Below are 12,031 nucleotides of genomic sequence, written 5' to 3'. Positions count from 1 at the left end.
CAGCGAGATAGCACAGCGCCGAGAAGCTGCGTCGCGCCATCGTCATAAGAGGGGAAAAGTACTCAGTCTGGATACTGGGTTTGCAATTGAACCAACCGCCCCGCCAACGCCTTGGCCTGACTCGCCACATCAGTCACGGCAGTACTTTCCCACCACATCCCCCGCAGCGGCGGGCCCATGGCGAACAACCGCTCGGCGGGTTCGCCTCGAGCATCCAGCACCGCACCGTCGGCACGCGCGGCAATACCCAGGGCCAGCGGCCCCGGCTGGATCAGCCCTCGGGCCAACAGTTGTTGCGGCAACGGCCGTGCAACCCGACGCCAGTCATATTCAATGCCACTGGAGTTGATCAGCGCGGCGCCCTGCACCACTTCCAGTCCTGCCTCGCCCCGGCGACGGATGCGAATACCCACTGTGCCCTCGGGAGACGACGCCAACCCTTTGAACGACGCCGCCTGGATCCGCAACCGCCCTTCCCCATGCAAACGCTCCACCAGCTCCGCGCTCAACGGTGGCGAGCGATGGTGATGACTCTCCCACCACGGCCGCACATGCCGCACGAACTGTCGGCGCTGCACATCGCTGGCCTGGTTCCACAAGCGCCCGATGTGGGCGCGCACGGTGTCCAGCGGCGCTTGCCAATCGATCCCTAGGGCGTGGGCCTGGCGGCATTGCTCACGCAGGGCACGCATCAATTGGCGGGGCGAACGCAGGCTGTGATCTTCGGCGAGGAAATCCACCCAGGCCGGTGGCTGGCGGCGCACGTGGGGCAGCAGGCCATGGCGGGAAAACACTTCGATCGGCCCGCGGTGCCCGGCCTGCTCCAGGGACACCACGGCGTCGACCATGGTCAGTCCCGAGCCGATGATCAACACCGTGGATTGCGGATCGAGCTGGCGCATCGCAGCCACATCCCAAGGATCCAGGGCCGCGGCATTCAAGCCGCTGGATTCGGTCTGCGGGGTGCGCGCCGCCGGGAACATGCCGGTGGCGAGCACCGCGAAACGGCCACGCAAGAGTTGGCCGTCGTCCAGCGTCACCATCACGGCATCGTCGGCAAGCCGCAGGTCCACGGCCTCCCCGCGCACGTGCTCGGCGGTCGAACCGTTTTGTGCGCCCAACTCGCGAGCCTCGGCCAGGCGTTGCTGCACATAGAGGCCGAATATCCCCCGGGGTGGGAACAACTCGCTGATCGGCACGTGCTGTTGATCCGACTCGGGCCAGCCGCCGGCTTCGATGAACGCGGTGAGCCATTGGGTCAGGTCATCGGCGTTGTCCGGGTCGACACTCATGCGCGCCGCGTTGCCGTTCAAGGTGTGGCCCAGTTCCACGGCACTGTAGGCCTCGCCCCGGCCCAGTTCACTGCGCGGCTCGACGATCAGCACCTCGCGCCGGCCCGGCAGGCGCAGCAGTTGCGCCGCCAGCATGGCACCGCTCAGGCCGCCGCCAATGATCAGGATATCGGCTTGGCGAGTGAAGTCGCTCACCGGTCGATCCAACGCTGTGTCCATACCGCTCTCCCGGATCAAATCACCACATTGCGTACGAATCTCGCCGCCACCAAACCATCGTTGCGATAGGCATGGGGCTGGTTGCTGGCGAACATGAAAAACTCACCGGCACCGATCTGGCGCGCTTCATCGCCCAACAGCAAGGTCAGGCAACCCTCGAAGACGTAAAGCTGCTCGCTCCAGCCATCGGCGTCGGGTTCGGAATGGTAATGCTCTCCGGGCTCCAGGCGCCATTCCCAGAGTTCGACTTCACGGCTGGCGGTAGCCTTGGCGAGCAATACGGCTTTGCTGCCGGCAATGGTCCCAGCCCAGGCCAGTTCGTTGATGCGGCTCGGGTCGCGGGCGTCGGGGGCCTGGATCAAGTCGCTGAAGGCCACGTCCAAGGCTTCGGCGACCCGGTCAAGCGTGGTCAGGCTGACGTTCTTTTCGCCAGCCTCGATGGCCACCAGCATGCGCCGACTGACCCCGGACAATTCTGCCAGTGCGGTCTGGCTGAGCTGGGCGGCATGGCGCAGACGACGGACGTTCTGGCTGACGTGTTGCAGGACGGAGGCCCGCTGGCCGGATTCTTTGTGCACTATATTGCTCACATGGCAGGGCTGCGCATTATACTGCCCACCTTCGGGCGCATTGTGCGTCCGCCTCCAGTGGCGCGCAAGGTCATGGCATCGGTGAATCCCCCCCAAGCTTCCTCCCGTTTCTCCCGGTTCAGCAAGGCCGAATGCGTGCTGGTGCTGATCACCATGATCTGGGGTGGGACCTTCCTGCTGGTGCAGCACGCCATGACAGTCAGCGGGCCAATGTTTTTCGTTGGCCTACGCTTTGCCGCCGCGGCTGCGTTTGTCGCGCTGTTCTCCTGGCGCCACCTGCGGGACCTGACCCTGTTCGAACTCAAGGCCGGCTGTTTCATCGGCGTGGCGATCATGCTCGGCTATGGTCTGCAAACCGTCGGCCTGCAAACCATCCCCAGCAGCCAGTCGGCGTTCATCACCGCGCTCTACGTGCCGTTCGTGCCCTTGCTGCAATGGCTGGTGCTGGGCCGTCGCCCTGGGCTGATGCCCAGCCTCGGCATCATGCTGGCGTTCACCGGGCTGATGCTGGTATCGGGGCCGGCGGGCGCCTCTTTGAATTTCAGTGCCGGCGAGATCGCCACGCTGATCAGCGCCATCGCGATTGCCGCCGAGATCATCCTGATCAGCGCCTATGCCGGCCAGGTCGATGTGCGCCGGGTGACCGTGGTGCAACTGGCAAGCACGGCGGTGCTGGCGTTTCTGATGGTGGTGCCGACCCAGGAAGCGATCCCGGATTTTTCCATATTGCTGCTGGTCAGCGCCGTGGGCCTGGGGGCTGCCAGCGCCGCGATCCAGGTGGCGATGAACTGGGCGCAGAAAAGTGTCTCGCCCACCCGCGCCACGCTGATCTACGCTGGCGAGCCGGTGTGGGCCGGCATTGCCGGGCGTCTGGCGGGCGAACGGTTGCCGGCGATTGCCTTGTTTGGCGCGGCGTTGATCGTGGCGGCGGTGATTGTCAGTGAGCTGAAGACTCGGGGCAAAGGTGTGGTCGTGGAAGATGAGGTCCTTGAGCGTGAGCGTTAATTCCTTCGAAAAATCGTTGTTCTCCTATCCTCCTGAAACACTTCAAGACAGGAAAATTCCACCTACCTTGTAGGATTCTGCGACACCCTCGCGGTTGGTGATCCGGGACACGCCACGTATGATCCCTCACAACCTCCCGCCGAATAGAAGCCTATGTCACTGATAGTTCTATTGCTTTTGCCCTTCATCGGCAGCTGTGTCGCGGCGCTGCTGCCGCATAACGCCCGTAACGCCGAATCCTTGCTGGCGGGCCTCGTGGCCCTGGCCGGCACTGTTCAGGTGGCCTTGCTGTACCCGCAGATCGCCGACGGTGGCGTGATTCGTGAAACGTATTCCTGGCTGCCCAGCCTGGGCCTGGATTTCGTGCTGCGCCTGGACGGTTTCGCCTGGCTGTTTTCGTTGCTGGTGCTGGGCATCGGCACGCTGGTGTCGCTGTACGCCCGCTATTACATGTCGCCGGACGATCCGGTGCCGCGTTTCTTCGCCTTCTTCCTGGCGTTCATGGGTGCCATGCTCGGGCTGGTGATCTCCGGCAATCTGGTACAGATGGTGTTTTTCTGGGAACTGACCAGCCTGTTCTCGTTCCTGCTGATCGGCTACTGGCACCACCGCGCCGACGCGCGGCGCGGTGCCTATATGGCCTTGATGGTGACGGGTGCCGGCGGGCTTTGCCTGTTGGCGGGGGTGATGCTGCTCGGCCATGTGGTAGGCAGCTATGACCTGGATAAGGTCCTGGCCGCCGGCGACCTGATCCGGGCCCATGCCCTCTACCCTATCCTGCTGCCGCTGATCCTGATCGGCGCCCTGAGCAAAAGCGCGCAATTTCCTTTCCACTTCTGGCTCCCCCATGCCATGGCCGCGCCCACGCCGGTGTCGGCGTACCTGCACTCGGCGACCATGGTCAAGGCCGGAGTGTTCCTGCTGGCGCGACTGTGGCCCTCGCTGTCGGGCAGCGAAGAATGGTTCTACATCGTCAGTGGCGCGGGGGCCTGCACCTTGCTGCTGGGCGCCTATTGCGCGATGTTCCAGAACGATCTCAAGGGGCTGCTGGCTTACTCCACCATCAGCCACCTCGGGCTGATCACCCTGCTGTTGGGTCTGAACAGTCCGCTGGCGGCCGTGGCGGCGGTGTTTCATATCCTCAACCACGCCACCTTCAAAGCCTCGCTGTTCATGGCCGCCGGGATCATCGACCACGAAAGCGGCACCCGGGATATCCGCAAGCTCAGCGGCCTGGTGCGGCTGATTCCGTTCACCGCCACCCTGGCGATGGTGGCCAGCGCAGCCATGGCAGGGGTGCCGCTGCTCAATGGATTCCTCTCCAAGGAAATGTTCTTCGCCGAGACCGTGTTCATTTCCGCCACGGCCTGGGTCGAGCTGGCGCTGCCGATCATCGCCACCATTGCCGGGACCTTCAGCGTCGCCTACTCCCTGCGCTTTACCGTGGACGTGTTCTTCGGCCCCACCGCCACCGACCTGCCCCATACCCCCCACGAGCCACCACGCTGGATGCGTGCCCCGGTGGAATTGCTGGTGTTCACCTGCCTGCTGGTGGGGATCTTCCCGGCCCAGGTGGTCGGTTCGTTGCTCGCGGCGGCGGCGTTGCCGGTGGTCGGCGGTACGCTGCCGGAGTACAGCCTGGCGATCTGGCACGGCCTGAACGCGCCAATGATCATGAGCCTGGTGGCGATGTCCGGCGGCATCGTGCTTTACCTGCTGCTGCGTAATCAGTTCCGGCAGGGGCACATCAAACACCCGCCGTTCATTGGTCGACTCAGTGGCAAGCGGCTGTTCGAGCGTTGCCTGGTGCTGATGATGCGCCTGGGTCGACGACTGGAACGCCGGATCAGCACCCGCCGCCTGCAGGCCCAGTTGTTCCTGCTGGTGCTGGCGGCGGTACTCGCCGGATTGATCCCGATGCTGCACAGCACGCTGGTCTGGGGCGACCGGCCGAAGATCCCCGGCTCCATCGTCTTCGTCACCTTATGGCTGCTGGCAATCATCTGTGCCCTGGGCGCGGCCTGGCAGGCCAAGTATCACCGGCTCGCGGCCCTGACCATGGTCAGCGTCTGCGGCCTGATGACCTGCGTGACCTTCGTCTGGTTCTCCGCGCCCGACCTCGCCTTGACGCAACTGGTGGTGGAAGTGGTGACCACGGTGCTGATCCTGCTGGGCCTGCGCTGGCTGCCACGGCGGATCGAGGACGCCTCGCCGTTGCCCAACAGCGAACGACGTGCGCGCATCCGGCGCCTGCGGGACCTGCTCTTGTCCATCGCCGTGGGCGGCGGCATGGCGCTGTTGTCCTACGCCATGCTGACCCGCCAGACGCCCAACGACATTTCTTCGTTCTACCTCAGCCGTGCCCTGCCCGAAGGCGGCGGCAGCAACGTGGTGAACGTGATGCTGGTGGATTTCCGTGGCTTCGACACCTTGGGGGAAATCACCGTGCTGGTGGCGGTGGCCCTGACGGTGTTTGCCCTGCTGCGACGCTTCCGGCCGCCGAAGGAAAGCATGCAACTGCCGGCGCAACAGCGTCAGTTGGCGCCGGACGTGGTCACCGACCTGGTCAACCCGCGGCATGCCAGCGACACCGCGCTGGGCTTCATGATGGTGCCGTCGGTGCTGGTGCGCCTGCTGCTGCCGATCGCGTTGGTGGTGTCGTTCTACCTGTTCATGCGCGGCCACAACCAACCGGGCGGTGGCTTCGTCGCCGGGCTGGTGATGTCGGTGGCGTTCATCCTGCAGTACATGGTGGCCGGCACCCAGTGGGTCGAGGCACAAATGAGCCTGCGGCCGTTGCGCTGGATGGGCACCGGGTTGTTGTTCGCCACCGCCACCGGCCTGGGGGCGATGGCCGTGGGTTATCCGTTCCTGACCACCCACACCTGGCACTTCGAATTGCCGTTGTTGGGAGACATTCACCTGGCCAGCGCGCTGTTCTTCGACATTGGCGTGTACGCCGTGGTGGTCGGCTCGACGCTGTTGATCCTCACCGCCCTGGCGCACCAGTCGGTGCGGGCCCATAAACCGGGCCTGCAAGCCAAACCCATCGCCCCCGTCAAAGGAGCCACCGTCTGATGGAAGAAGTCATTGCAATCGCAATCGGCGTGCTGGCCGCCTCGGGCGTCTGGCTGGTGCTGCGGCCACGGACCTTCCAGGTGGTCATGGGCCTGTGCCTGCTGTCCTACGGCGTCAACCTGTTCATCTTCAGCATGGGCAGCCTGTTCATCGGCAAGGAACCGATCATCAAGGACGGCGTGCCCCAGGATCTGTTGCACTACACCGACCCACTGCCCCAGGCCCTGGTGCTGACCGCCATCGTGATCAGCTTCGCCATGACCGCGCTGTTCCTGGTGGTGCTGTTGGCCTCCCGGGGCCTGACCGGCACCGACCATGTGGACGGTCGGGAGCCCAAGGAATGATGTTGACGCCCCACTTGATCGCCGCGCCTATCCTGCTGCCGCTGCTGACCGCCGCGTTGATGCTGATGCTGGGCGAGAAACACCGCCCGCTCAAGGCGCGGATCAACCTGTTCTCCAGCCTGCTGGGCCTGGGCATCGCTGTGTTGCTGCTGCATTGGACCCAGGACCAGGCCTTGCCCGCGTCCATTGGCGTGTATCTGCCTGGCAACTGGCAGGCGCCGTTCGGCATCGTACTGGTGGTCGATCGGCTGTCGGCGCTGATGCTGGTGCTGACCGGCATCATCGGCGTCAGCGCCCTGCTGTTCGCCACCGCCCGTTGGGACCGCGCCGGGGCGAGTTTCCATGCGCTGTTCCAGATCCAGCTGATGGGCCTCTACGGGGCCTTCCTGACCGCGGACCTGTTCAACCTGTTCGTGTTTTTCGAAGTGCTGCTGGCGGCCTCCTACGGCTTGATGCTGCACGGATCGGGCCGGGCGCGGGTGTCGTCGGGGCTGCATTACATTTCCATCAATCTGTTGGCCTCGTCGCTGTTCCTGATCGGCGCGGCGCTGATCTATGGCGTCACCGGCACGTTGAACATGGCCGACCTGGCCTTGAAGGTGCCCCTGGTGCCGGAAGCCGACCGAGGCCTGCTGCACGCCGGGGCCGGGATCCTTGCGGTGGCGTTCCTGGCCAAGGCCGGCATGTGGCCGCTGAACTTCTGGCTGGTGCCGGCCTATAGCGCGGCCAGCGCGCCGGTAGCGGCGTTGTTCGCGATCATGACCAAGGTCGGCGTCTACACGATTTTGCGCCTGTGGACGCTGCTCTTTTCCAGCCAGGCCGGCGCCTCGGCGTTTTTCGGCGCCGACTGGCTGATCTACGGCGGCATGGCGACCATCGTCTGCGCGGCCATCGCGATTCTGGCGGCCCAACGGCTGGAGCGCATGGCCAGCCTGAGCATCCTGGTCTCGGCCGGAATCCTGCTGTCAGCGATTGGTTTCGCCCAACCCAACCTGGTGGGGGCGGCACTGTTTTACCTGGTGAGTTCGACCCTGGCGCTCTGTGCGCTGTTCTTGCTGGCCGAATTGATCGAACGCTCGCGCTCGGCCAACGACATGTCCATGGACGATGACCTGGACACCTTGCCACGGCCAATGGCATCCCTGGAACCACCCAAGGGCATCAACCTCGACGACGAACAGAAAGCCGTGGTCGGGCAAGTGATCCCCTGGACCATGGCCTTCCTCGGGTTGAGTTTCATCTTCTGTGCACTGTTGATTATCGGCATGCCGCCGCTGTCGGGGTTCATCGGCAAGTTGAGCCTGCTGAGCGCCTTGCTCAATCCCCAAGGGCTTGGGGCCAGCGCCGGGGCACCGGTGTCGAATCAGGCCTGGGGGCTGCTGGCGTTGCTGATCCTGTCCGGGCTGGCCTCGTTGATTGCGTTCTCGCGCCTGGGCGTCCAACGTTTCTGGACGCCGCAAGACCGACCGTCGCCGTTGCTCCGGCCTTTCGAATGCCTGCCGATCATCCTGTTGCTGGGCCTGGGCATCGCCTTGACGTTCAAGGCCGAGCCGTTGCTGCGCTACACCCAATCCGCTGCCGATGCGTTGAACAATCCGGAACATTATGTGATGTCAGTGCTCGCCACCCGCGCCGTCCCGAACCCCGAGGCCAGCGCCGCATTGCAGGAGGTGCAGCCATGAAGCGCCTGTTTCCCGCACCGTGGCTGTCCCTGGCGCTCGGGTTGCTGTGGCTGGTATTGAACCTGTCCCTCAGCGCCGGCCATCTGCTGCTGGGGGCTGCGCTGGGTTTCCTGGCTCCATTGATGATGCGCCCGTTGCGCCCGCGACCGATCCGCATCCGGCGACCGTGGGTGGTGCTGCGGTTGTTCCTGTTGGTGGGCCGCGACGTGCTGGTGTCCAACCTGACGGTGGCCTGGGGTGTGCTGAACGCCGGGCGCCGCCCGCCCCGCTCACGGTTCATCAAGGTGCCGCTGGACCTGCACGATGCCAACGGCCTGGCGGCCCTGTCGATGATCACCACGGTGATTCCGGGGACGGTCTGGTCGGAACTGGCCCTGGATCGCAGCATCCTGTTGATGCATGTCTTCGATCTGGAGGACGAGGCGTCCTTCATTGCGCACTTCAAGGCCACCTACGAGCGCCCCTTGATGGAGATTTTCCAATGAGCCCGTTGTTGTCCAATGCAATCCTGCTGAGCCTGTTCCTGTTCTCCCTGGCGATGGTGTTGACCCTTTGGCGGCTGTTCAAGGGGCCTTCGGCACAGGATCGGGTCTTGGCCCTGGACTATTTGTACATCGTAGCGATGCTGATGATGCTGGTGCTGGGCATCCGCTACGCCAGTGACACTTACTTCGAGGCGGCGCTGCTGATCGCCCTGTTCGGCTTTGTCGGCTCGTTTGCCCTGGCCAAGTTCCTGTTGCGTGGCGAGGTGATCGAATGACTGGCGAACTGTCGATGTGGGTGCAAATCCCGGTGGCGATCCTACTGGTGCTCAGCGGCCTCTTCGCCCTGGTCGGGGCCATTGGCCTGGTGCGGCTCAAGGATTATTTCCAGCGCATGCACCCGCCGGCCCTGGCTTCCACACTGGGAGCCTGGTGCGTGGCGCTGGCTTCGATCATCTATTTTTCGGCGCTCAAGTCCGGGCCGGTGCTGCATGCCTGGCTGATACCGATCCTGCTGTCCATCACCGTGCCGGTGACCACCCTGCTGCTGGCCCGGGCGGCGTTGTTTCGCAAGCGCATGGCGGGGGATGATGTGCCGGCGGAAGTGAGCAGCCGGAGGATAGAGGACGGTCGCTAACCCGTGAGGTAAACCGAGCCCCGAGCCGGACACAGTTGTGGCGAGGGGATTTATCCCCGCTCGAGTGCGCAGCGCTCGCCAGATTTTCGATTCAAATACAAAAATTTGGGGCCGCTTCGCAGCCCAGCGGGGATAAATCCCCTCGCCACAACAACGGCTCACTCGACTCACTGCACCGCCATTCAGGCCCACGCCACCGCCAGTAACCCAGCCCCGAGCACGACACATAGCGGCGAATAGACCCAGGTATCGAGCTTGGCGAATGTCGAGTCCTTGACCTCCTTGAAGAAGCCCACCAGGTTCGACTCGCCAATGGCCCGGGCGAACATCAGCAAGGCAATCGCGCTGATCAGCCATTGCAACGCCCGATGGGTGACAGGCGGTGCCAACAGGCCGACTCGCAGGCACACCAGAACCGCAATCATCAGCAGCGCCATCGCCACCAGCAGGGTCAACCAGCCGGATGGCTCGAACGCCGGACGCAAGGAACCGCCCTGCCTCACCGGCACCTGAGGCACCACCGCCTGGGCCGCCCATCGCCCGCCGAGGGCCCAATACAAATGAATCAAGCTGATGGTCGCAAACACTGCGACCAGCGACCGAGCCAATAAAAGCGTCATTCGCCAGCCTCCTGAAAAGAGTTGAACAATCATCCTAGCTGGAATTTGGCATTTCGCTGGACGGACGCAGGTTGCCAGCTTCCAGTGAATGATTCATTGCCCAGGATCAAGCGTTCAACCCGCTGGCAGGTGCGCCACCCTAGTGTCCTGTTTCGCAAATACGTTTCTTTTTTGGCGAGTGGCTGTTGTCGTCAGGCAAGGCGCCGCGACGAGTCATAGCCCGCTATGGCGAGGAACGGCAACGCAGCATGACGACAACAGACGCCGTCAAAAAGGAACAGTATTTGTGATACAGGACACTAGAGGCCGGCGGACACTTTGTCTGCCACCTCCTTGGGCACCCAGGCCTGCCAGACCTGCGGATGAGCCTTGAGGAACGCCTCGGCGGCTTCACGGGGTGGCGTGCGCTTCTCGCTCATGTCGGCCAGGCCCTTGTTCAACGGTTCGATGGGCAGGTCGACCTTGCTGAAGAACTCGGCAATGTCCGGGTGTTGCTTCTGGAACGGTACCGATACACCGATTGACAGTTTCGAGGCCAATGAGCGGGTCGGTTTCGGATTGGGATTGTCGGCGTCGGTCAGGGTTTTCCAGGCCTCGGCATCGAACGGCGGCTCTTGCAACTGCACCAGTTTGAAACGCCCGAGCAACGGCGTGGGCGACCAGTAATAAAACAGGATCGGCTTGCCTCGGCGAATCGACGAGGTGATTTCCGCATCCAGCGCCGCCCCCGAGCCGCTGCGAAAGTTCACGTAGCTGTCCGACAGGCCGTACGCCTTGAGCTTCTGTTTGTTGACCACTTCGGACGTCCAGCCAATGGGGCTGTTGAGGAAACGCCCCTTGTCAGGACTTTCCGGGTCCTTGAACACGTGCTTGTAGCGCGCCAGGTCTTCGACGCTGCGCAGGTCCGGCGCCAGGGGCTTGATGCCCTTGGCGGGGTCGCCCTTGATCACGTATTCCGGCACCCACCAACCTTCGGTCGCGCCCTTGACCGTATCGCCGAGGGCGACCACCTTGCCTTCAGCCTCGGCCTTGACCCACACAGGGCTGCGACCGGCCCACTCTTCGCCGATCACCTGTATGTCGTTATTGGCCAAGGCGGTTTCCAGGGTAATGGTGGTACCCGGCAATGTGTCGGTCGGCAACCCGTAGCCCTTTTCGACGATGATCCGCAGGATCTCGGTGATCAGGCTGCCGCTTTCCCAGTTCAAGTCGGCGAAGTGAATCGGCGCAGAAGCGGCCGATGTCGGGAATGGCGAAACCAACACCGCGAAGGTGGCCCAGGCAGCCAGCCACTGTCGAACTCGTTTCATGCTTTTTTACCTCGTACCAGACACAGCGATGACTGAACGGCCCTGCGTCACCGAACGCAAGCCTCTGAATAGTTCAGTCAATTGACTGTAGCCGAGGTTCCAGCGATATCTCGTTAAAACTGTAACCGGTCCAGGGCGACCGAAGCCCCCGCGCTCACCGACACTGCCCGCCTCATTCGCTGGCCTTGAACGTCACCAACTCGCCCTTGCGCCACTTGGCGGCTTTAGCGGTGACCGCCTTCAGGGTCTTGGTCAAGCCTTCCTGCAACTGTTCGTTGGCCGCGAACACGGTCACCACGCTGTGGCCTTCCTTGAACAGGATCGCCTGACCACCGGGGGTCGTGACGAACGCGTAGTCGCCCAGGCCATAGACCGTCAGCTTGATTTCGCGAAACTTGATTTCAAACTTGCCACCTTCGCGACTGGGCAATACCGCTGCACGAAAATGATCCCCCACCTTGAGTTCAAGCCTGGGCTTGTCATCGACCACCAGGGCCGACTCGGTGTCGATTTCGGCAACATAGATACCTTCGGCGGTCTGCTCGGTGATGTAGACGAAACGTGACTGGAATTGTTTGACCAGTTTTGCCCGCAGGTCACCAAGTACAAATAACGCATGCATGTCGAGATTACTTACTGCCAAGGAAACATCCCCATCTTTGAAAACGGTCCGCCCCCTGAGAAAGGACGGACCACGAGAACCCGTGCCGACTGTAGTGTCGCAATGGACCTGTAACTGAAATTCGAAGTGAACGGCGCGCCCTGCCCCGGG

The 12,031-nt window shown here is 63.3% G+C and carries 12 protein-coding genes; 7 read left to right on the top strand and 5 right to left on the bottom strand.

Annotated features, from left to right (window positions below; all coding sequences use genetic code 11):
• Positions 1–62: 62 nt before the first annotated feature.
• Positions 63–1,511 carry an FAD/NAD(P)-binding protein gene (locus LOY70_RS12570; protein WP_265037109.1) on the bottom strand — a complete coding sequence of 483 codons (1,449 nt, stop codon included), beginning with the start codon at positions 1,509–1,511 and terminating at the stop codon, positions 63–65.
• A 14-nt stretch (positions 1,512–1,525) separates the two neighbouring features.
• The gene (locus LOY70_RS12565; protein ID WP_265037107.1) at positions 1,526–2,089 is read right to left on the bottom strand and encodes a helix-turn-helix domain-containing protein; all 564 of its coding nucleotides are present in this window, start codon (positions 2,087–2,089) and stop codon (positions 1,526–1,528) included.
• 12 nt (positions 2,090–2,101) lie between these two features.
• Here LOY70_RS12565 and LOY70_RS12560 point away from each other — a divergent pair, with 12 nt between their 5' ends.
• From LOY70_RS12560 to LOY70_RS12530, 7 genes are all read left to right on the top strand, one after another.
• The gene (locus LOY70_RS12560) at positions 2,102–3,106 is read left to right on the top strand and encodes a DMT family transporter (protein WP_265038024.1); all 1,005 of its coding nucleotides are present in this window, start codon (positions 2,102–2,104) and stop codon (positions 3,104–3,106) included.
• Positions 3,107–3,259: 153 nt separating this feature from the next.
• The gene (locus LOY70_RS12555) at positions 3,260–6,184 is read left to right on the top strand and encodes a monovalent cation/H+ antiporter subunit A (RefSeq protein ID WP_265037106.1); all 2,925 of its coding nucleotides are present in this window, start codon (positions 3,260–3,262) and stop codon (positions 6,182–6,184) included.
• Positions 6,184–6,528 carry a Na+/H+ antiporter subunit C gene (locus LOY70_RS12550; RefSeq protein WP_003202835.1) on the top strand — a complete coding sequence of 115 codons (345 nt, stop codon included), beginning with the start codon at positions 6,184–6,186 and terminating at the stop codon, positions 6,526–6,528. Before LOY70_RS12555 ends, LOY70_RS12550 begins: the two co-directional genes overlap by 1 nt.
• Positions 6,525–8,210, top strand: coding sequence for a monovalent cation/H+ antiporter subunit D (locus LOY70_RS12545; RefSeq protein ID WP_265037067.1), 1,686 nt, complete (start codon positions 6,525–6,527; stop codon positions 8,208–8,210). The genes LOY70_RS12550 and LOY70_RS12545 overlap by 4 nt, the downstream gene beginning before the upstream one ends.
• Positions 8,207–8,695, top strand: coding sequence for a Na+/H+ antiporter subunit E (locus LOY70_RS12540; protein ID WP_123415648.1), 489 nt, complete (start codon positions 8,207–8,209; stop codon positions 8,693–8,695). The genes LOY70_RS12545 and LOY70_RS12540 overlap by 4 nt, the downstream gene beginning before the upstream one ends.
• Complete coding sequence (locus LOY70_RS12535) at positions 8,692–8,970, top strand: K+/H+ antiporter subunit F (RefSeq protein WP_003202841.1); 279 nt, start codon at positions 8,692–8,694, stop codon at positions 8,968–8,970. The genes LOY70_RS12540 and LOY70_RS12535 overlap by 4 nt, the downstream gene beginning before the upstream one ends.
• Positions 8,967–9,329 (top strand): Na+/H+ antiporter subunit G, encoded by a 363-nt coding sequence (locus tag LOY70_RS12530; protein WP_265037062.1) that lies wholly within the window; start codon positions 8,967–8,969, stop codon positions 9,327–9,329. The genes LOY70_RS12535 and LOY70_RS12530 overlap by 4 nt, the downstream gene beginning before the upstream one ends.
• Before the next feature lie 182 nt (positions 9,330–9,511).
• On the opposite strand, the gene LOY70_RS12525 is transcribed toward LOY70_RS12530, so the two are convergent.
• The 3 genes from LOY70_RS12525 to LOY70_RS12515 form a co-directional block, all read right to left on the bottom strand.
• Entirely contained in the window at positions 9,512–9,949 is a 438-nt protein-coding gene (locus LOY70_RS12525; RefSeq protein WP_123415650.1) for a DUF3995 domain-containing protein, read from the bottom strand.
• A gap of 299 nt (positions 9,950–10,248) precedes the next feature.
• Positions 10,249–11,259, bottom strand: a complete 1,011-nt coding sequence (locus tag LOY70_RS12520; protein WP_265037058.1) for an ABC transporter substrate-binding protein — start codon at positions 11,257–11,259, stop codon at positions 10,249–10,251.
• A 172-nt stretch (positions 11,260–11,431) separates the two neighbouring features.
• Positions 11,432–11,881 (bottom strand): hypothetical protein, encoded by a 450-nt coding sequence (locus LOY70_RS12515; RefSeq protein ID WP_038436629.1) that lies wholly within the window; start codon positions 11,879–11,881, stop codon positions 11,432–11,434.
• Positions 11,882–12,031: the final 150 nt, after the last annotated feature.

Origin of the sequence: Pseudomonas sp. B21-054 (genome assembly GCF_026016345.1) — a bacterium.
GTDB lineage: Bacteria > Pseudomonadota > Gammaproteobacteria > Pseudomonadales > Pseudomonadaceae > Aquipseudomonas.
Note: the sequence above shows the minus strand (reverse complement) of the source record. Positions and strands in the feature narration are given on the sequence as shown.

Coding starts and splice junctions, on each gene's coding strand:
- LOY70_RS12540 (WP_123415648.1), top strand. CDS start 8,207: ATGAAGCGCCTGTTTCCCGCACCGTGGCTGTCCCTGGCGCTCGGGTTG.
- LOY70_RS12555 (WP_265037106.1), top strand. CDS start 3,260: ATGTCACTGATAGTTCTATTGCTTTTGCCCTTCATCGGCAGCTGTGTC.
- LOY70_RS12515 (WP_038436629.1), bottom strand. CDS start 11,881: ATGCATGCGTTATTTGTACTTGGTGACCTGCGGGCAAAACTGGTCAAA.
- LOY70_RS12535 (WP_003202841.1), top strand. CDS start 8,692: ATGAGCCCGTTGTTGTCCAATGCAATCCTGCTGAGCCTGTTCCTGTTC.
- LOY70_RS12525 (WP_123415650.1), bottom strand. CDS start 9,949: ATGACGCTTTTATTGGCTCGGTCGCTGGTCGCAGTGTTTGCGACCATC.
- LOY70_RS12570 (WP_265037109.1), bottom strand. CDS start 1,511: ATGGACACAGCGTTGGATCGACCGGTGAGCGACTTCACTCGCCAAGCC.
- LOY70_RS12550 (WP_003202835.1), top strand. CDS start 6,184: ATGGAAGAAGTCATTGCAATCGCAATCGGCGTGCTGGCCGCCTCGGGC.
- LOY70_RS12560 (WP_265038024.1), top strand. CDS start 2,102: ATGGCAGGGCTGCGCATTATACTGCCCACCTTCGGGCGCATTGTGCGT.
- LOY70_RS12545 (WP_265037067.1), top strand. CDS start 6,525: ATGATGTTGACGCCCCACTTGATCGCCGCGCCTATCCTGCTGCCGCTG.
- LOY70_RS12520 (WP_265037058.1), bottom strand. CDS start 11,259: ATGAAACGAGTTCGACAGTGGCTGGCTGCCTGGGCCACCTTCGCGGTG.
- LOY70_RS12530 (WP_265037062.1), top strand. CDS start 8,967: ATGACTGGCGAACTGTCGATGTGGGTGCAAATCCCGGTGGCGATCCTA.